This is a genomic window from Gemmatimonadota bacterium (assembly GCA_026702745.1).
In the GTDB taxonomy this organism is placed as follows: Bacteria; JAAXHH01; JAAXHH01; order JAAXHH01; family JAAXHH01; genus JAAXHH01.
Genome location: JAPPBT010000065.1, coordinates 123,294 through 144,435 on the forward strand (window position 1 = coordinate 123,294; position 21,142 = coordinate 144,435).

General features: G+C 55.2%; 12 protein-coding genes. 4 read left to right on the forward strand and 8 right to left on the reverse strand.

Annotation, left to right across the window (positions count from 1 at the left end):
- Window positions 1–35: 35 nt before the first annotated feature.
- A complete protein-coding gene (locus OXH56_10670) occupies window positions 36–3,359 on the reverse strand; it encodes a hypothetical protein (protein ID MCY3555773.1) in 3,324 nt (1,107 codons plus the stop codon).
- Window positions 3,344–4,021 carry a hypothetical protein gene (locus OXH56_10675; GenBank protein MCY3555774.1) on the reverse strand — a complete coding sequence of 226 codons (678 nt, stop codon included), beginning with the start codon at window positions 4,019–4,021 and terminating at the stop codon, window positions 3,344–3,346. The genes OXH56_10670 and OXH56_10675 overlap by 16 nt, the downstream gene beginning before the upstream one ends.
- Before the next feature lie 915 nt (window positions 4,022–4,936).
- Here OXH56_10675 and OXH56_10680 point away from each other — a divergent pair.
- Both OXH56_10680 and OXH56_10685 read left to right on the forward strand, forming a co-directional pair.
- Window positions 4,937–6,436 (forward strand): DNA methyltransferase, encoded by a 1,500-nt coding sequence (locus OXH56_10680; GenBank protein MCY3555775.1) that lies wholly within the window; start codon window positions 4,937–4,939, stop codon window positions 6,434–6,436.
- 236 nt (window positions 6,437–6,672) lie between these two features.
- Window positions 6,673–7,533 carry an ATP-dependent Clp protease proteolytic subunit gene (locus tag OXH56_10685; protein ID MCY3555776.1) on the forward strand — a complete coding sequence of 287 codons (861 nt, stop codon included), beginning with the start codon at window positions 6,673–6,675 and terminating at the stop codon, window positions 7,531–7,533.
- A 311-nt stretch (window positions 7,534–7,844) separates the two neighbouring features.
- Here OXH56_10685 and OXH56_10690 read toward each other — a convergent pair whose 3' ends face one another.
- The 4 genes from OXH56_10690 to OXH56_10705 all read right to left on the reverse strand — a co-directional run bounded on the left by OXH56_10690 (window position 7,845) and on the right by OXH56_10705 (window position 15,934).
- Window positions 7,845–10,256 (reverse strand): ABC transporter permease, encoded by a 2,412-nt coding sequence (locus OXH56_10690; protein ID MCY3555777.1) that lies wholly within the window; start codon window positions 10,254–10,256, stop codon window positions 7,845–7,847.
- Between the two features lie 9 nt (window positions 10,257–10,265).
- Window positions 10,266–12,674, reverse strand: a complete 2,409-nt coding sequence (locus OXH56_10695) for an ABC transporter permease (GenBank protein MCY3555778.1) — start codon at window positions 12,672–12,674, stop codon at window positions 10,266–10,268.
- Window positions 12,675–13,048: 374 nt separating this feature from the next.
- The gene (locus tag OXH56_10700; GenBank protein MCY3555779.1) at window positions 13,049–14,755 is read right to left on the reverse strand and encodes a hypothetical protein; all 1,707 of its coding nucleotides are present in this window, start codon (window positions 14,753–14,755) and stop codon (window positions 13,049–13,051) included.
- 123 nt (window positions 14,756–14,878) lie between these two features.
- Window positions 14,879–15,934, reverse strand: a complete 1,056-nt coding sequence (locus tag OXH56_10705) for an SMP-30/gluconolactonase/LRE family protein (GenBank protein MCY3555780.1) — start codon at window positions 15,932–15,934, stop codon at window positions 14,879–14,881.
- A 276-nt stretch (window positions 15,935–16,210) separates the two neighbouring features.
- Between OXH56_10705 and OXH56_10710 the strand changes: the two genes are divergently transcribed.
- On the forward strand, window positions 16,211–17,473 hold the full coding sequence (locus OXH56_10710; GenBank protein ID MCY3555781.1) for an aminotransferase class V-fold PLP-dependent enzyme: 1,263 nt from the start codon (window positions 16,211–16,213) through the stop codon (window positions 17,471–17,473).
- Here the strand turns inward: OXH56_10710 and OXH56_10715 are convergent.
- Together OXH56_10715 and OXH56_10720 are read right to left on the reverse strand one after the other, a co-directional pair.
- A complete protein-coding gene (locus tag OXH56_10715) occupies window positions 17,470–18,834 on the reverse strand; it encodes a hypothetical protein (GenBank protein ID MCY3555782.1) in 1,365 nt (454 codons plus the stop codon). The genes OXH56_10710 and OXH56_10715 overlap by 4 nt on opposite strands.
- A 72-nt stretch (window positions 18,835–18,906) precedes the next feature.
- Window positions 18,907–19,992 carry a D-cysteine desulfhydrase family protein gene (locus OXH56_10720; protein ID MCY3555783.1) on the reverse strand — a complete coding sequence of 362 codons (1,086 nt, stop codon included), beginning with the start codon at window positions 19,990–19,992 and terminating at the stop codon, window positions 18,907–18,909.
- Between the two features lie 249 nt (window positions 19,993–20,241).
- On the opposite strand from OXH56_10720, the gene OXH56_10725 reads away from it, so the two are divergent.
- Window positions 20,242–21,138: a hypothetical protein gene (locus tag OXH56_10725; protein MCY3555784.1), complete on the forward strand. Its 897-nt coding sequence runs from the start codon at window positions 20,242–20,244 to the stop codon at window positions 21,136–21,138.
- The last annotated feature ends 4 nt before the right edge of the window (window positions 21,139–21,142 follow it).

The window sequence follows — 21,142 nt, forward strand, 5'->3', positions numbered from 1 at the left end:
GTAGTTAGACGAATCTGCAGGGCATGTTGTAAAAATCAGTAAGAACCTAAGAATCTCAACGCAGCATCTCTAACGTCTCCATTCTCATCATCTTTTCGTTGAATTGCGAGACTCACTGCCAATGGTTTCTCCATGTTTGGATGAGACAGTATTTGGATTGCTATCTTTCTGTATTCAGGATCGTTATCATCAAGAAGACCACACAATTTAGTTAAATGTTCTTGTGAATATGGGATATCTGCATCCATAAGTTGCAGACATTGAAATGGGGAGAGTCTTTTTTCAGATATTTTTACCACCAATCTATCCCTGGCATCTTCAGATTCGTAAGAGCGCTTGATCAAATCTTGCATGGCGTTCTTTGATACATCGGACCTGGCATCTTTGGTTAATTCAATAAGTTCGTCAAATCCCCAAACACCATAGTGAATTAAAGTTTCGCAAAGTATATCTCGCGGACTTTCTGGTACCGTACCACCCTTTTTGGGATATGGTTGTTCATTTACGGACCAGTGGTTAAATGCTTTTCTAAGGAGTTCCAATAGCCAGCCATTGGAACTGGAATTACTGGTACAACACCATTTAGCAGTAGACTTGGCTATTTTCACTGAAGACGAGAAAAGTCCCGACATTACTATATCTTTATGGGAGTGCGCAACCGGAAACTTGACTTCGGCAAGTTTCTCATATAGGTACTGAGTGCCGAGTTTTTGGGGAGACTTGAGAGTTGTCACTATTAGGTTGTGCCCTATTCCGTTTGGAAGTTGACATGCCAATTCTGCTGCAATGTAAAGCGTTCTACCCTGCCCATTTTGAAATGTGCGTTTGCATACATTTAATTTATCAGTGTCCGGTAAACGCTCGTTAAGCAAATTCGCTGCAAGGATAGCCACCCACTGAGAGGGATGGCTTAGGAGTTCTTCAAGTGTTTTGTTGTTAAATTCTACTGTCTGAGCTCGATCCCAGTCGACTTCACAAGGATCGACTTTTGGCATAGCTACTATTACGCGTAAAGTTTCATCGAAGCCATCCACAGTGCGGTTGCTCCTGTTAAAGCCTCGTACCTCCTGCGCAAGGCGTTCTAACGAAAGACCGAAAACTTCCGCTGCTTTACGAAGCAATTCTTGTACTTGAGAATACTCACTAACGGCCTCCCAGACAAACGCATCATCTGCTGGTATTTTCATTATGTATGCTAACTGTAACAATGCACCAAGGTGCTTCATACCAGTGGTTGGTGGTGTTGACAAGTCCTCATTTAAAAATGCACCAGCCAGTACTTCATGGAACAGGACTTGGTTTCCCGCATAGTAACTGTTAAATCGCAAGTTACTGACATCGTAATCTTTAAAATGTCCCGCCAATAGATCAGACATTAAATCTGATCGACCAATCTTTGACAATAAGTCCTTAAGTCGAAATATGAAGTCGTGTGAAGCTAGATTTCTCAACCTTAAAACGGCGGATACTAGTTCATTTTGTTTCGCTTCAGGCAGGTTTTCGAGAGTGATTTCTATCGCATTACTCAAAAAGTGTTCAAAAACTCTTTTGTCTGGTGATTCCTTTAAAATCCAGTCTACGAATTCAGTGACGGCTGGGTTAAAAACCGGATCCATGAAGATGTTACTGTCTTTTTCGCGAGTTATGTAATAGGAGATGGTTTTTTCCAGTTCAACCCGATCCAATTCGTCTCGAAAGTGACAAACAAGAATCGACCAACCTATTAACTTAGACCATTCTGGTGTTCCGGTAAGGAGCTTTCTTGCATGTTCAGAGACTTCGTTCAGCTTGCTCAAATCGTGTTCGACTAAACACAATCCAACCGTGTAAGCCTTTCGGCGTTCTTCGGATTTTACAACTGCAAACACTTGGTCCCAAAAAAAGGTAAGTTTAACGGGGTCTATGCTGGTTGTGTTTAGGACTAAGGCCTGTAATACGGTGTTGATCAGATGGCGTTTCGGGTCACCGAATTTAAATTTCTCAATTGCTGTTTCGGCAACCAATGCTGCAACTGAAGTTTGAGTCGCAAAATAAAGGGTTTCTTCCAATTCTGCATTGTCAAGCTCGGACTCAATCAATTGTCGGGCATTGTCACTACCGATCGTTTCTAGAAACCGTGCGGCTGCAAATTCACCACATGATTTATGAGTGAATGCAATCAGTTCATGTTCACCATGGCGTAGCCTTTCGATGATCCCTGCTTTCTCCCAATAGAGAATTGATTCTTCTGTATCCGCCACAGATTCCAGATCTGATTTGCTGGTTACGAGTGCAATTTGCTCAGCACAAAGTGATTCAGTTTCCTGTGACGTCCTGAAAGGAGAAGTAGTAACCAACCAGCCCAAGTGGTTTAAAACTCTGTAGCGAATTGATCTTGGTACTTTGGCTGCATCGGATTTACGAGGATCCAAGTTTTCGTCGATCAGTTTAATAACCCGTTTGTAAAGATCTATTTTTGATTTTCCGATTTCGTATCCTTTAAGAATCAGTGCTGCTGCAAAGGCACAAAGAAGTGGATTCGTAAATACCGTTTTGATCCCTTCAACCATTTCTAAGTTAGAATCGATAACGGTTTGTAAATCGTTACTGTCATTTGAAACTTCAGCAGAAATACCTAAACAGATTTTACTTAAGTGATCCTTTGTGTTTTCTGACTTGAGTGGCCTAATGTGGTAATGGCGCCAGTGTCTTAATTCATTTGAGTAGTAACCAATTTGTCTCGTAGTTACGATAATCCTGTAAGAAGGTCTTGATCTGGATATCCTACTTAATCCCTCAGCAATAGTAGATTGATAGTGGCCACATTCGTCGAGACCATCACAAAGCAACACTATATTTGAAAGACATATTGAATGAAAGTTAGCAGGTGAAATCCCCGATCCGTCTAATCCTAGTGACAACAGACCTTCTTCTACTGCACATCCGGTGTATCGTATTTTGTTGGCTAAATCACGTAACTTTATCTGCAGACTTATCAAACCATCCTTACAAAATTCACGCGCGAGCACTTTAGTTAATAGCGATTTACCACTACCAGGTCCACCGGTTACAACACTCAAATTACGAAAGGTACCTATCGTATTAGCATCAATAACCTCGCTGCTTCCAAGACTAGATTCACTCTCTGGCCTATGATATACTTTCAATGCATCTTCAATTGGGGTATTTGGGTCGACAGAGTTATCCCCAACTGATGCTTGCAGCTTCAGCCATGCAGCGTCAGTAGACAGAGGGTCGGAAATACCTGGAACATTAAAATTGGCAGTTGATTGTTCTATCCATTCAAGCAGGGATTTACTCAGCGTGGCAGGCGTTAAATCCGGTTCCGCATTGTGCAGCAGGTTTAACGAGCTAAGCACAGATGCAAGTGAAGAACAGTTTCTTGAACTTTTATACTCGATGCCTTTAATGCTTCTTCGTAAAGAACATTCCATACCAAGGGTATATGAGAATCCTTGGTGCAGATATGACCAAGTTCGGCGTGAGCAGCAGCCACAGCATCACCGTGCTCGTCAGTAGCCGAAACGGTAAGAATCCGAAGACGTGAGCAAATGTCTGTTGGATCATATTTACTTTTGATCAGAAATCGAGTTATTTCCTCCTGTTGTTTTGATATCAGGTCAAGCCTACCATTGCCAATTCTCTTTATGGCTCTAGCGTAATCCCGACTTATCGTCCGACTCGAAAAGGGGCAGACAATTAACATCGCGAAATCACACCGATTAGAGTTAATTCCTTCACATAGAGAGTTTATGGCAGTCCAAAATGTCTTATCAGCCTTCAATCCCTTTTTGGCTTGTATCTCAACTGTTATCCCGTCTGCTAACTCTAGCGAAATATCATCACCAGGCCCGTTTGTTTCTGAATCTACTCTAATGGGCACTGAACCAGAGTAACCTTTGGTCCAAATAACAGGTGTCCCACGTAGCATATGGGCATATGCAATTGCGCTGACCGCAGCTTGGAAGTTATATCCCCCAACCGGTCCGGCACCGCCTGACTTGTTTATTGGTTTGTCCATACACATTTAAAATGTCCTGCTCATTTCTCCACTGATGAACTGTCAACCTGATGTTTACTCACTAAGTAAAAAGGCATCTCTTAACATTGTTTTGAATCCCGAACGTAAATTTGTCGGCCAATTGCGCCCATGGCCGCATCCATCTGGTCCATACGGGAATTGTGCTGAATATCTAGCACCCTGTCCACCTGTGGTAAATGCCAACCGAGACGCCGTGCCAACTCCGCTTTGCCGATATCCTGTTCCCGCATACCTCGATAAAGCAATATCTTAACTGTAGTGAGTGTAGGTAGAGTGGCATTCTCCGAGCCCTGCGACGGAAGCGGCACGTCCCGCCCGTCGTGTATTCGGGCTGCTATCGCCTCTTCCAACGCATCGACTGCACGGGTTAACGCCTCCTTCCTGTTCGTTCCGAACGTGTTGAGTTCCGGAAAATCAGGGGACATGACCTGGACGGTGTTATCGTCTCTTTCGAGAACCACAGGATACTTTAGCATATGTCCAATTCTAGGTTCACCCTGATATCAGAGACGAACTTATGATCCAATTCACTATTACTGCACAAACTACGGTCAACTGAGTCGAAAGTTCTCCAAATCAAGTTATGTGGCCACAGCTATTACTTATACATTTGAAGCGAACATCCTTGTTATCCAAGCCATTTCTCATTCAATTGCTTTCATAGCTAAACATACACAACAGAAGTGTTAATATCAACAGATATGTTGTGTGCGCAAATCCGATTTATTGATGTATCGATATGCGTTTCAAATTGAGATTTGTACTGAACTATTAGCGTTCAGAATATGATTGCGATATCATCCACAATCGGGTATTATTGCAATAACGAGCGCAAAATATAACTCGTTCGGACAGGGCGGTTCTGTCCGCCTCCATCTCGAAGGGAGTTCCCCGGTGTCTGTACCGAACTGGGTCAATCGTACGATATGGACGGGCGACAATCTCGACATCCTACGTGGGATGAATAGTGGGACTGTTGACCTAATTTACCTCGATCCCCCGTTCAATTCCAATAGGACTTATGCCGCACCGGTAGGTAGCGAAGCCGCAGGAGCTGCGTTTAAAGACACGTGGTACTTGTCCGACCTAGATATAGCTTGGATGGGGCTGATTGCCGAGAATGATCCAGCACTATATGCCGTAATTGAGACTGCGGGATTGGCCCATAGTAAGGGTATGCAGTCGTATTTGTGTATGATGGCTGTGCGGCTGATTGAGATGAAACGGGTACTTAAACCGACTGGATCTATTTATCTTCACTGCGACCCTACAGCGAACGCCTATCTCAGAGTGCTAATGGATACGATATTTGGTAAGGATCAGTTGCAAGCGGAGATAACTTGGAAAAGAACCCATGCCCACAACGACCGAATGTTCGGTAACGTATCTGATTCCATATTGTACTATTCTGCGGTCCCCAATCAAATACCAAAGCGGAACAAGTCGGCTGTCGAAGTCCCGTTAGATGAGGACTATGTAAACACATATTACAAACACGTAGATGACCGAGGGCGCTATCAACCGATCGTCCTCACCGGACCGAAAGTGTCGAGTGGTGAAAGCGGACATCCTTGGAAAGGATTTGATCCTGGCGATGTAGGACGGTGTTGGAGTGTTCCTAAAACCGGTGAGTATGCTGATTACATCGATAGGTATATATGTCCGGGCTATTTAGATGCAAAGGGTGTGATAGAAAGACTTAACATACTCAACGATGCCGATATGATACACTGGCCACCAAACGGTGGAATGCCAAGGTTGAAGAGGTATTACAGACCAGAAAAGGGTCAAGATCCGACCAACGTGTGGAATGATATTCCAAACCTAAAGAGTCGATCTAAAGAACGCACTGGATACCCCACGCAAAAACCGCTGGCACTACTCGAGAGAATCATAAAGGCTTCGACCAATATAGACGATGTAGTGTTAGATCCATTTTGTGGGTGCGCTACAGCCTGCGTTGCATCGGATAAGCTCAGCAGGCAATGGATAGGTATTGACCTTTCGTCAAAGGCGGTCGAACTAGTTAACCTACGTTTGCGCAAAGAAATAGGAACTCTATACCATTCCCTATTGGTTACAGAACGGGTCGATATTCCGCGACGAACTGACATTGACGTACCCGTCCCTTATCGTAAAAACAAGCATGTTCTTTATGGTCAACAGGAAGGACGTTGTAACGGATGTAAGACAGCATTCCAATTTAGAATGCTTGAAGTCGATCATATAGTCCCAAGAAGCAAGGGTGGTAGTGATCATATAGATAACCTGCAACTTCTGTGTCCATCTTGTAACCGAATCAAGGGCGACAGACCGCAGGAATATCTTGTGGCACGTCTCACCGAAAACGGCATACACGGTGGGGTGGTGTATTCCCAGGTTGCCGAGACGTAACAGAAGTTGACTTTGTCTCGGGATTGACAAGGCAAAGAACATCCAAACAGATGCGATAGGACTTTCCGAGCAGGTTGTCAGGATTATAACGCGCGAGATTGAAGTTACGCGGAACGTGCATCCACAAAGTGCAATATGTGGCAGGACTGGAGGATTAAGTCGTAATATGGAATTGCGGAAAAGCAACGTACTAACATAGCTAGACAATCCGCTAAAGCAATTTAGGGAAAACCCAAATGAATCTCGATAAATTTGATGATGATATCTCTAATGAGTTGAAGAAAAGACTACAAGAACTTGAAGTTCACTTTAATGGAGATGTTGTTTTCTATTACGGTGAAATCACCGAAGTAATGTTACGGTTATTTAGAGATTTTATTGAAAACACGTCTTCATCAGACCCTAAATATGAATCATTGTATTTCTTTCTAAAAACCCCTGGCGGCAGTGTTGAGACTGCGGAAAAAATGGTGGATATAATCAGACATCATTACAAAAAGGTGTTTTTTGTCGTTCCTGACGGAGTTTATTCAGCAGGTACGATTTTGTGTATGTCTGGTGATGGAATTTACATGGATTACTCTTCGTTCTTAGGTCCTATTGACCCCCAAGTTTGGAATGGAGAACAGTGGGTTCCGGCACTGGGGTATTTGGATAAAGTGGAAGAAATGCTATGGAAGGCTAAAAACAACGAGTTGACAGATGCTGAGTTCGTTATTCTTCAAAATCAAGACCTCGCTTTATTAAGTAGATACGAGCAAGCTAAAGATCTGACAGAGACTCTGTTAAAAAAATGGTTGGTGGAATTTAAGTTTAAAGATTGGAAAGTACATTCGTCGAATGGTAAGGATGTCACTCTTGAAGAGAAAGAAGAAAGAGCAAGTAACGTAGCTGAGTTGTTAGGCGATAACCAAATGTGGCATTCTCACGGTAGAATGATTTCAATCAGCACGTTACAAGATGTAATCAGATTGAAAATCGATGATTACTCATGTGATGAGAAACTCAGACCTAAGATCCGAGACTATAACGACATGTTAACCGGATACATAGGCAGAATTGGTTTTCAGTATTACCTTCACAGTAAAATAGTCTAAGAGGAAACTATGAGTATAGCCGATGAAATCAAAGACACTACAGAAGGGCACGTACCTAAAAACACCAATTTGGATGATGTGAAGAAGTTAGCGTCGGTCTACGACCGGTTGAAAGCGGCAGGTCTTGTGAAGCCTCAAACGTACAACTTACCCCATCCGGACTTAATAGGTATATCATTGTCAAGTCTGACATTTCAAAAAGATAAAACGCCTAACAAATAACTCGTGGACAATTCGAAAGTAGACTATCGCCAGTTGATCTATGCCCGAGAATCTTAGATTATCAGCCATACAGAAGGTCAGTTTCCCCCTCATTCCCCATGTACCGCGTCCGCCGGGTTGGCCGTGGCCGCCTTGAAGGCCTGGTATCCCACCGTCAGCCAGGAGATAATCAGCGCGGCCAGACCGGCCAGTACGAAAACCCCGATACCCAGTTCGACCCGGTACGGGAAGTCCTCGAGCCACGCGCCCATGGCGAAATACCCTACGGGAGCGCCGATCACGAAGGCCAGCAGGACGAGTTTCGTGAAGTCCCCGGACAATAGCACGATCACGTTCGATATGGTGGCGCCGAGGACTTTGCGGATCCCGATCTCCCGGGTCCGCTGTTCGGCCATGTAGGACGAAAGGCCCAGGAGCCCCAGGCAGGCGATCAGCATGGAGAGCGCTGCGCCGGCGATGAAGACGCTGCCCAGCCGCTGTTCGGCGGAGTACAGTTGCTCGAGGTTCGCGTCGAGAAACGAGATCTCCATGGCCGGGTGGTTCGGATAGGTCTGCCGCCATTGGTCCTGCAGGATCTCCATCCCCCGCCGCGGATCCTCCCCCCGCATCCGGATGACCATGTACGGCCCGGGCGCGTTGAACAGGATCATCAGGGGTTCGATGGGTTGGCGCAGCGAGTGCTGGTGGAAGTCCCTCATGACGCCGATCACCCGGTGCGACGGGGCGGTTTCCGGCGAACCCGCGAAGCGGAAGGTCTTGTCGATCGCATTCTCCCAACCCAGGGCGCGCACGGCGGTCTCGTTGATCAGGCAGGCCGATGAATCGGTGGCGAAGGCGGTGTCGAACGTACGTCCGGCGGCCAGCTCGAATGCCATGGTTTCCGCGAAGTCGAAGTCCCCCCAGATCGTCTGAAAGACAGGGCTCTGGTCGGGCGGCAACCCCTCCGGCGTCAACAGGTTCAGGCTGGTCTGCGCGCCGGGTACGCTGCTCGAAGTGCTCACCTTCAGGATCTCGGGATACTGCAGCACCGCGTTCTTGTAGGCCCCATATCCCCGGAGGGCCGCTTCATCCGGCATGCGGACGACCGCCAGGTGCTCGCTTTCGAATCCAAGCCGCTTGTTCTGCATGTACTCCAGCTGGCTTAAGACCACGGCCGTGCCCACCATCATGAGGATCGAGACGCTGAACTGGAAGGTGATCAGCACCTTCCTGAGTACCGAATGGGAGGCGCCGGACTTCAGCGCGCCGGTCAGCACGGCCACCGGCCTGAAGGAAGAGAGCAGGAAGGCGGGATATCCACCGGCGGCGAAACCGACGAAAAGCGTGATGGCCGCCAGGGCCGGCACCAGCCAGGCCGACCCGTAGTCCATGAACAGGTCCTTGCCGGACAGCAGGTTGAATTGCGGCAGCAGCACGTGCACCAGTGCGAGGGCGATGACCAGCGCGACCAGCGCGAGCAGTACCGATTCGCCGATGAACTGCCGGATCAACTGGATGCGCTGGGCGCCCAGGACCTTCCGGATTCCGACCTCCTGCGCCCTGCGGGCGGACCGGGCGGTGGACAGGTTCATGAAATTCACGCAGGCGATGACGAGTATGAAGACGGCCAGGGACGTGAAGATATAGACATAGCGGATGTCGCTGTTGGGCCGCAGCTCGGCTTCGATGTTGGAATGCAGGTAGATCTCCGTGAGCGGCTGCAGGTAGGGGTTGGCTTCAATGCCCGCGGATTGGAGCGTTTCGCCGAGGTACTTGTCCAGGAACGGGCGGAACCTGGATTCCATCTCCTCGCGCGTGGCGCCTTCCCGAAGCAGCAGATAGGTGTACAGGTCGTGGTTGAACCCGCCATTCTGAATGTCGTCCGGATCGCTGTAGTAGAGTTGGTTCGGCGCCAGCGTGGCGAAGGAAGCCAGGAAATCGAAATGGAAGTGGGACGTCCGCGGCATGTCCCGCATGATGCCCGTTACGGTGAACTCGTAGAGGTCGTCCCCCGTGATTATCTTCCCGATGGGGTTCTCGTCTCCGAAGTACTTGTCGGCCATGGACTCGGACAGCACCACGGTATGCGGTTCGACCAGGGCGGCCTGGGGGTTACCCTGCACAAGCGGGATGGTGAAGATGTCGAAGACCGACGAGTCCGCGAAAATAAAGTACCGCTCGTAGAACCGGTTCTCCTCATACCGGATGAGCCAGCGGGAGCCCGGCGGCTTGATCCGGGTGTACAGCTCGATTTCCGGATAGTCCCGCGCAAGGACCGGCGCCCAGGACGGGGGCGTGACGGCCGCTTCGATCGGCCGGTCCGTTATCACAGCGGACTCCGCGATGCGGTAGATGCGGTCTTTTTTCTCGTGATGCTGGTCGTAGGCGAGTTCGTCCTGCACGTAGAGCAGGATCAGCACGCAGCTCGCCATGCCGATGGCCAGTCCCAGGACGTTGATGGCCGAATAGCCCTTGTGCCTGCGCAGGTTTCGCAAGGCGACGGTCAGGTAGTTTCGGATCATGGTATCATCTCACTCCGCATGCACCGCTTCCGCCGGGTTGGCGGCCGCGGCCTTATACGATTGGAATCCCACCGTCAGCCAGGCGACCGCCAGTGCCGCGACACCCGCGAAAAGGAACACCCCAAGGCCCGGTTCGATACGGTATGGGAAGTCTTCCAGCCACGATTGCATGGCGTAGTAACCCGCCGGCGCTCCGAGCACGAAGGCCAGCAGGATCAGCCTGGTGAAGTCCCTCGACAACAGCAGGATCACGTTCGATATCGTTGCGCCGAGGACCTTCCGTACGCCGATTTCCCGGGTCCGTTGCTCCGCCATGAAGGACGACAGCCCCAGCAGTCCCAGGCAGGCGATCAGGATCGAAAGCACCGCGCCGGCGATGAACACGGAACCCAGTCGCCGTTCGGCCTGGTATAGTTGCCTGAGGTCGTCATCGAGAAACGAGTAATCCAGGGCTGGATGATTCGGATAGGTCTTCCGCCACTGTTCCTGGAGTGTTTCAAGCCCACGTGATACGTTTGTACCCTGTATCCTGACGACCATAAATGAATCGGGATCCGTATCCAGACGCACCATGAGCGGCGTTATGGGTTGGTGCAGCGACTGGACGTGGAAATCCGCCATGACGCCGATGACGCTCAGGGGCGGGTCATCATCCTCGCCGGTCAACCTGAAGGTCCTGCCGATCGGGTCGTCCCATCCCAGAGACCGGACGGCCGCCTCGTTGACCAGGCAGGCGGTGGAGTCCGAGCCGAATGCCCGGGAAAACGTGCGTCCCGACGCCATCTCGATGCCGAGTGTTTTTATGTAGCCGAAGTCCGCCTGGATCATCTGGTACACCGGGCTTTCATCCTCCTGCACCCCTTCCGGCGTAACCAGGTTGAGGCTCGTCTGACCTCCGGGTATGCTGTTCGCCGTACTCACGTTAAGGATTTCAGGATACTGCATCAAGGCGTCCCTGTAGGCCGGATAACCATTAAGGGCTTCCTCATCCGGCAGACGAACGACGACCAGGTTGTCTTCATCGAAACCCAGGGGCTTGTTCTGCATGTATTCCAGCTGATCGAGGACTACGAGCGTACCAATGATCATGAGGATGGAAATACCGAACTGGAACGTGATCAGAACTTTCCTGAGCAGCGAAAGGGCCGCGCCTGCCTTGAGTGCGCCGGTCAGTACGGCCACCGGCCTGAAGGAGGACAGGATAAAAGCGGGATATCCACCTGCGGCGATGCCCGTCACCAGGGCGATGCCCGCCAGGGTCGGCACCAGCCAGGTGGACTGGTATTCCATCGCCAGCGACTTGCCGGAGAACAGGTTGAACTGCGGCAGGAGCAGGTGAACCAGGCCCAGTGCGATGACGAGGGCGACGACGGCGACCAGGATCGACTCGCCAGTAAACTGTTTAATCAGTTGATTCCGAAGGGCGCCGAGTACTTTCCGCATGCCGACTTCCTGCGCTCTGCGGGCGGAACGGGCGGTGGAAAGGTTCACGAAATTCACGCAGGCGATCAGCAGGACAAAGACGGCCAGGGAGGAAAAGATGTACACGTACCGGATACTGCTGTTCGCCCTGATTTCGGCTTCCATGTTGGAATGGAGGTGGATATCCGTGATGGGCTGCAGGTAGGGTCGGGCCTCGATACCCACGGACTCGAGCAGTTCGCCGAGGTAATTGTCCAGGAACCCGGGGAGTTCTCGCTCCAGGTCTTCGGGTGCATATCCTTCTCGAAGCAGTAGATAGGTAAACAGGTCGTGGCTGAAGCCGTGGTTCTGCATCGTGGACGGTTCACTGTAGAGTCCGTGCGGCGCCAGGGAGCCATAGGAGGCCAGGAAGTCGAAGTGAAAGTGCGAGTTCTCCGGCATGTCCCGCATAACGCCGGTTACCGTGAACTCATAGAGGTCATCGCCCGTAATGACTTTGCCGACCGGGTTCTCATCCCCGAAGTACTTGCCGGCCATAGATTCCGACAGCACCACGGTATGGGGGTCGGCCAGCACCGTCTTCGCATCGCCCTGAACCAGGGGGAAGGTGAAGATGTCGAAGAACGATGAATCTACGAAGGCGAAATACCGCTCGTAAAACCGCTTTTCCTGGTACCGAATCAGCCACCGGGAGGCCGGCGGCTTGATCCGGGTATACGCCTCGATGACGGGATAGTCTTTTGCCAGCACGGGGGCCCAGGGCGGAGGCGTCACCGCGGCTTCGATGGACCGGCCCGCTACCGTCGCGGATTCCACCACGCGGTATATCCGGTCTTTCTTCTCGTGATACTGGTCGTAGCTGAGCTCGTCCTGCACGTAGAGCAGGATCAACACGCAGCAGGCAATACCGATGGCCAGTCCCAGGACGTTGATCGCCGAATAACCCTTGTGCCTGAGCAGGTTTCTTATCGCGATAGTCAGGTAGTTTTTGAACACGTGGCGGGTCCGTTACGGGGCGGGTCCGTTTCGAGGTAGTTCTGTCCCGGAAGCGTTAAAAAATGAACGCTGGATGAGCGCGGTCTAAACGGAATCCTCTTTAAACAGATTCCTCAAGGTCTGTTTCTATTCCGTATTCTGTGACTGATGATTTTATAGGTAAACCAAATGGGCAGTGCTACGGTTGCCAACAAAAACAACACAATGACCCCGAAGACTAACTCGAACATTCCAAAAGAGCTCATCATGTACTCCATGTATAAACGGCGGGATTATCCCGGTATGGGATTTCCGCTAGTGGATTGATGTTAAGACCCGCCAACTTTGCCGGATGTTTCAATAACGGGCAGGTTGATTACAGTATAGTCGGCCTCTTACCACAGCACCCCGAACAGCAAGCCCGACGCGATGGCCAGGTAACCCAGGGCCAGTACGCCGGGTCGGCGGAACAGCGTCAGTCCCCCGGGCGGCAGCTTGAAGGGATAGGCGCCGCGGATCGGCGTCTCCACCAGGGTCTTCTGCAGCCAGGTGCCTTCGAGGGCTTTCAGCCGGTGGGCCATGCGATTGCGCACCGAGGGGATGTCGTTTTCCCGCGCGTAGACGAGTCCTTCCAGGTCCTCGTCGGACATGGGGCCGCTTCGAAGCGTGATCAGCGCCGACGCGACCAGCATGCCGGCCGCGGGCAGGACGATGTTCCACAGATAGGTCCACCAGGTGTTGGTGTACCAGACCGGCAGGCCCCATTCGAAGCTTTCCCCAAGGATCGCCGTCACGCCGTAGGCCAGCCCGACGAGCAGGCCCACGATGCCGGTCGAGCGGTGGACGCGGGTGAAGACGCCCATGAGGATAACCGTCATGAGGGGCACGGCGATGGCGCCGGCCAGCCGGAGGTAGAAGGCCAGCATGCCCTCCTGGATGAAGGGCACGTAGGCAAATCCCAGGGCCATGATGAAAGGAGCCGTGATGCGGCCCACGCGGGTATAGTGGGCGTCCGATGCGCGCTTCACGATGAACCGGGCGTAGATGTCGCGGACGAAGAGGCTCGAAATGCCGATGCCGATGGAGTCGAAGGTGGAATAGCCGCCGGCGATGAGTCCCGCCACGACGATCCCGATCAGTCCGTGGGGCAGGTAGGCCTGGATCATCAGGGGATAGGCCTGGTCGATGGTTTCCAGGGCGGGGAAATCCGCCCGGGCCATGGGGCCCATGGTGATGTTGAACCAGAGACAAATGGCCGTGGCCGTGCTGGCCACCACGGCGGCCATCTTGAAATCCCACTCCGACCGTGCGCCCAGGAACCGGATCGCCTCGTACTGGTTGATGACGGCGTACATGGTCAGCACGACGATGAAGCTGAGGATGACCACGGCCGCGGGGACGCCGGGCGGTGCATAACCGCCCACGTGGAGCATCACGTCGGGCAGTCCGGGGTCCACGGCGGCCAGGCGCTCGTTCAGCCCCGACCACCCGCCGCCCCGGACCCAGACCACGATCCAAAGCACGAAAGACCCAATGATCATGGCCACGCCCTGGACGGCGTCGGTGAACACACCGGCCTGCAGACCCCCGCGGACCACGTAGAGGGTCGCGGACGCCGCCACCGCCACCACGACGAACCAGCTGGCGGTCGTGGAGAACCCGGCGAGGACGCTCAGCACCAGGTACATGGAGAAGAAGATGTTGGCGAGGACGTTGGTGCGGGACTGGATGTTGATGAGGACCGCCATGATGCGGACGGACGGACCGAAGCGGTACTCCAGCCACTCGGCGTTGGTGAAGACGCCCGACCGGTACATGGGCAGGATGACGAAAAAGGCAAGCACGAACCAACCGATGGCGATCCCGAGCCACCACTGCGACAGCTGGGAGAGTCCGAACTGGTACGAGCCTCCGGCAATGGCCACGTAGTCGCCGCTGTCCACGGCGGTGCCGAAGGCCGACAGGCCGATGGCCCACCAGGGCATGGACTTGGCCGCCAGGTACCAGTCGAAGCTTTCGCCTTTCTCGCGAAAGGCCAGCAGGCCGTATACGACGATACCGCCGTTGACGAGAAAGACGATGGTCCAGTCTAGAAAGGACATGGGTCAGAGCAGCGTGTGGCGAGGCGCCGGACCGGCCAGGTGACGGTTCGCATGGTCATCCAGCCGGTCCGACGAGGTCGTGGATCGTTGGGTAGCCGCTTCTATTCCCGATTACTCCCGAGTTTATCCCCGTGGCAGGTGGTAGCCGTCCTTCATCACGGGGATCCGGTAGAGCCCGGTACCCGCAGTGATGTACAGGATCTTGCTGTTCTCGCCCCGTCCGAAGCCCACGTTGGTGGGCAGCACGCCGGTGGGGATGAAGGCCTTTTCGGTCCCGTCCGGCGCGCGGATGGCGATGCCCGGCCGGGTCACGTCGCGCTCGGACACGTACAGGTTGCCTTCGACGTCGACGACCAGGCCGTCGGGCCCGTCCTCGGGCAGGTAGTCCACGAGTACGCTCCGGAAGGTGGCGGATCCGTCCTCGTGCAGGTCGTAGGCCAGCAGGGCCATGCGTCCCTTGTGCACGGGGATGTCCAGGGTGATCTTGCCGAGGTCGATGGAACCGTTGTCGTTGCTGACCACGTAGAGGGTCTGCTGGTCGGGAGAGACCACCACGCCGTTCGGCTTGCCCGCGTCGGTGATGATCCGGTGGATCGAGCCGTCCGTGTCGATGCGGTACACGGCCATCACGGGCTGTTCCACCGATTCGTTGCCGATGTACTTGGGATCGCTGAAATAGACCCGTCCCTGTTCGTCGATGGCCACGTCGTTCGGGGCGTTGAAGGGCCGTCCTTCGTACTCGTGTGCGATGATGTAGGCCTTGCCCGTCTCCATGTCCGTTCGCGTCACCCGCCGTCCGCCCTGGTCGGCGCCCTCCGCGGCGATGAGCCGGTCCTGGGCGTCGAACTTGAGCCCGTTGGACATCCCGCTCGGCGACCGGTAAATGGTGGTCTCGCCCGTTTTCGGGTCATAGCGCCAAATGTGCCCGGCCTGTATGCCATCCGCACCTGCCGACGTGGTGAAGGTGATGTCGCTGAAATAGATCATCCCGTCCGGGCCCTCGGCGGGACTCTCCGTCAGGGCCAGGCCCTCGTTGAACACCATCTCCAGGCGGGCGTCGGGCGAGATGTACTCCGGATCACCGAAAGGCGGATCGACTTCCTGGGCTTGGAGGGGTGCTGCGAGCAACGGTACGGCGAGCAACAGGCCAATTATTGGAATAGCGTGGCGAAAGGACATGCTTCGGTCTCCTATGACAGCATCCGTTTAAATCAGTCACCAGACAAGGGTTCCGACTTGAACCCTGTATGATCAGAACCGGCATTATAGTAGGAAGAATCGAGGTAATTGGAAACCCTGCCAGACTATGCCTCAAGGCGCGTACCGTCAAGGGATTTCGACCGGCGCCGGCCAGTGAACTTTCCTTGACGCCGGGTACCGGATTCTGTACCGTCCTCGTACGCCATTCCCAGCACAAACCATCAATCAACATGGAAATACAACAAGGAGCAACTCATGTCCGTATCGAGACGGGAGTTCATGGGCGTCGTGTCCACGGCCGCCCTCGCCGGCGCCGCGGGACTCGCATGCAGCGACGAATCGAACCAGGCCCCGGCGGATGTCAGCGCCGCGCCGCCCTCCGGCGACGATCCGCTGGGCGTGCGCGCGGATTTTCCGGTCGCCGGCGATAATCTTTACCTGAATACGCCTTACATCGGTCCCTCGCCACAGCCCGCGGTGGACAAGACCATCGAGTTCCTTGCGGCCAAGTCCCGCGATCCCGTCAGTTTGCGCGCCATGCTCGATGAAGAGGAAGCCGTGCGAGAGAAGTTCTCACGCCTTATCCGGGCACAGTTGGGCGAGATCGGACTGGTTTCGTCCACCAGCGAGGGGGAGAACATCGTGGTCAACTCCCTGGACCTGAAGGCTGGGGACAACGTAGTGATCGACGATCTCCACTACATGACTTCGCTCGTTATGTACAGTCAACTTGCCGAGACCCTGGGCATCGAAACGCGCATCGTCCGGAACGTGGACGGCGTGGCTTCGTCCGAAGCCTTCGCCGAGATGGTGGACGAGAACACGAAGCTGGTCTCCGTGGCCTGGATATCCAACCGGAATGGCTATCGCCACGATCTTAAGGCCCTGGCGGACGTGGCTCACGCCCAGGGCGCCTACCTGTACGCGGATGCCGTCCAGGGCGTGGGCATGGTCGATCTCGACGTCGGACCGACCGGGGTCGATTTCCTCACCACGGGATCCTACAAGTGGCTCCTCGGCGGTTTTGGCGTGGCGCCGTTCTACGTGCGGGAATCGGTAATGGACGTGGTGAAACCCGACCGCCTGGGATGGAGAATGGTAGACGAACGGCTTCCCGACTACCAGTACACGCTTTACACCGATGCCAGGAAGTTCGGATACGCCACCCCCGCCTTCGCGGCGATCTACCAGCTTTCCGCGTCATTGGATTACCTGCTGAACGTGGGCACCGACCGGATCGAACAGCACACGGTCGCCCTGGCGCACCGCCTGCACGCCGGATTGACCGAGCAGGGGTTCGAGGTCTTCACGCCGCCTGGCAACCAGTCCGCCATCGTGTCCTTCAACCACGGCGCCGACCACGAAGTGATTGAAAAGCAGCTCAACGACGCAAGCGTCTGGTTGTCCTTCCGGGAGAACAACGCCCAGATCCGCGTGGGTCCCGCCATGTTCAACAACGAGCAGGACATCGACGCCTTCCTGAACATCACGAAGGGCTGGAGGGAGACGGCCAGCTAGCCGCGCCTTCTGCCCATGCGCCACCGGACCACGATCGTTTCCGTGACAAACCCACTGTAGAGGGCGGCCACGCCGCGGATCGCCCCGTGCAGATCGAAGAGCGCGAGTACGTTCACGACGATGACGATCGCGCCGGCCCGTGCGGGGCCGCTCGGCGCGATGGCGCCCGTGCGGTGGTCCCGCAGCGCGATCCCGTGGAGGTAGGACCGGATCGTGACAGCGAGCGGAAAAAAGGAGAAGATGATCAGCGGCACGGTGCAGCGCACGGCGAAATCGTGATCCACGCCGATCAGGGTCTCCAGCAGGAAAAACCTCACCGGGGTCCAGAACATCAGGACCATCGTCCCAAAGGAAATCAGACCGCAGATGGCCGTGAACCGTCGGATGATCCGGCCTTCCGGGTCCTGCCGCTGAAAGGCGGGCGGCAGGTTCTTGAGTTCGTTCAGCCACCCGTAGGGCAGATGCGCGAGGGCGTACACGATGGTGAGCACGGCCAGGGATTCCGTGCCGTCCGCGCCCCGGGCGACGAACAGGTTGATGATGGGCCGGCTCAAAGCCTGGATGCCGATCGTTACGGCCAGGGGCCAATAGAACCTCAGTACGTAGCCCGCGGTCAGCGGGTGCTGTCTCCGGGAGACCGGTTCGACGGCCGCATCCTGACCCGCATCCTGCCCAGCTACCCGCTCCTTTTCGGTTTCCCCGCTTACGATTTCCCCACTCGACCGCTTCAGCGTCCGCCGGACGAATCGCCGGTAACCGTAGATGATCACGGCCAGTTCCGTCAGGACGCCGAAGTAGGTCGCGGCCACCGGCAGCAGGATGGGATCGGCTTGAACAGTCGGCGTCGGAAGGAACAGGAACACGGACACCACGCTCATGCTGATGCCCGCCATCATGGCATAACTGATGATGTCGGTCCTTCGCACCCGCAACAGCAGACCCGACAGGAACCTCGTGATGCCCACGATCAGCGGTATGGGCAGCAGGAGTCCGAGCGCGCTGCGCACCGTGCCGCCGAGGATCGGGTCCACAGCGTGAAGCTCGTCGATCACCCATAGTCCCACCGGTGTAAATGCCAGACACGCAAGGATGAGAAAGTGCAGGCCGCCGAAACCGGCGACGCATCGAAACACGGTGTGGAAGGTCGCCCGGTCCCGGACGAGGACCATGGACATCTGCCGGGTCTGGGAGACGGTGCCGGTCAGGAAAGACGTCAGCCCCCATGCGATTCCGTACGCGGCCAGGGTTTCGGTGGGCCGGGGCACACGGGCGATGCCGCCGTTGATGACCTGGATGCCCAGTTCGTAGATCAGTTCGGTGATGACGAGGGGGAGGAGGAACCAGAATAGGGTCCGGTACATGGTAGGAGAGTATAGCCGGGCAGGTTACTAGGGTCAAGGATGGGGAGATCGGGGGAATTCGACACGACCCGCTCAAGGTTCGAATCGCTTGAACTCCACCGGAGGAAACTGTCCGGCATAGGCGTGGACCGCCGGGGTGCCGCCCAGGTGCATGAGTAGAATCCGGCTGTCCGGTTCGAAACGACCTTCGCCCGCGAGCTTGAGCAGGCCGCGGATCGCTTTCCCCTCGTAGACGGGATCGGCCATGATCCCCTCGCTGCGCGCGAGCAGCTGGATCCCCTGGAACACCTCATCGTTCGCGACGCCATAGGGGTCGGCCGTGGCGCTGACGATCTCGATGTCATCGGGATGGACGCGCTGCGGCAGGTCCAGGGTCTCCAGCGTGGCATTGGCCAATCGGAGTACCCGCGACTTCTTGATCGCGACCTCGTTGTCGTCCGACACGCCGATCACGCGCGTACCAGCTTCCATCGCCGCGAAACCGGCGACCAGTCCCGACTGCGTGCTGCTGCTGCCCGTGCAGTGCACCACGTAGTCGAAATGAAGGCCCTGGTCACGTGACTGCCGCGTGATCTCGGCGGCGCAGGCGACATAGCCCATGCTGCCCAGCGTGTGATCGGAAGCGCCGCCCGGGATGAGATAGGGCCTGCGTCCCTGCCGGCGCAGGTGATCGACCAGATCTTCAAGCGGACTTTTGTCCTCGATGGATCGTTCGCGGTCGTCCAGGTAGAGTTCGGCGCCCAGGATACTGCTGAGCAGGATGTTGCCCACGTGCCGATATCCGGGTCCCGCGTCCCTGGTCCATGCGCAGTGCATTAGCGCGCACCGCAAACCGCACCGGGCCGCCGCGGCCGCCGTCTGACGGGTATGGTTCGACTGAATGGCCCCGACTGTGACCAGGGTATCGGCGCCCGTTCGCAGGGCGTCGCCCACCAGGAACTCCAGCTTGCGCGACTTGTTGCCGCCCCCCGCCAGCCCAGTCAGGTCGTCGCGCTTGATCCAGAGCTCCGGACCGCCCAGGCTCGCGCCGAGTTTCGCGAGTGGATGAATTGGCGTGGGCAGTTGGACCAGCGGCGTTCGAGGAAGGTCCGGTAGCTGATACAGCCAGTCGGCGAGTTCCCGGGTATTCGTCAAATCGACTTCCCTCTGTGCGGGCATCGGGTTATTCGGGTATTTCTGGAATCTGGAACCACTGCGCGTTGTCGCGCAACCCTAAACTTTCCGGCTACCGGGAATGGTGCTTGTTTACCCCAATTCCAGTGTTTATTTTGGGGCGGTGTTTCCGCGAGGTTAAAGTTAAAACCGTCCAGCTCACGCGGGACGACCCTCGTTGGGAAGTTGAATTGAAGATGTTGCACCGCAGCCGGTAATAACAACAATTTCAATCAGTTAGATTTGGAGTGTTCATTGGAAACAGTCCCCCGCGACCACTGGCTCATCGGTTCCAAGGGTGTATACCACGGCACCATCGGTGGATCCTGGACGCGCATCGGCGCCCAGGAGTACGGCATCTCGAGCCTGATCCGTGAACTGGGCCGCCTGGTGGCGGGCGCGAGCTGGGGCAGCGGACTCTGGGAGTGGCCGAACAACGCGGGCCCGGCGGGCGCTGCGGACCAGGCCGACCGCTGGAAGCAACTGCACGACGAGACGCTCACCGAGATCATGGCCATCGCGTCGATCGAAGGATCGCCGGGGGTGGTCGCCGGGTCCCCCTACGGCATCGCCACGGGTCGCTACGACGACCTCGGGGCAGTCCGCTGGACACACCACTCGGACGCGCTCCGCGTCAATGAGCGTTTCACCAACGCCATCCTCGTGCATCCCGACGAGCCCACGACGTGGTTGATCGGCACCGAAGGCGGCGTCCTGATCGCGGACGACGCGGGAGCGGCATGGCGGCGGACCAGTATCTCGGGCACCGCCGTACGCGTGCTGGCCTGCATGCACGGACAGTTCTGGGCGGGTACCGACGACCGGGGGATCTGGCGCAGCGCGGACGGTGAGCGCTGGGATTCGGCGGGCCATACGGCGGACGGCGGCGCGGTCTTCGAACTGATGCGGGCCGGCGACGATATCGTTGCCGCCACGGAACACGGCGTGGCCATCGGCGATGGGTCGGGCCACTGGGTACGAAGGGGACCCCGCCACCTGTGCGCGGCCGTACAATGCCATCCCGATTCGACGTCGACCTGGCTGGCCGGCGCCACGCCGGGCGGGTTGTGGTACACGGAAGACGGCGGTCATGGGTGGCAACAGATACCGGGGTTCGTAAACGTTCGCGCGATTATCGCGCCTGAAGCATAGAAAA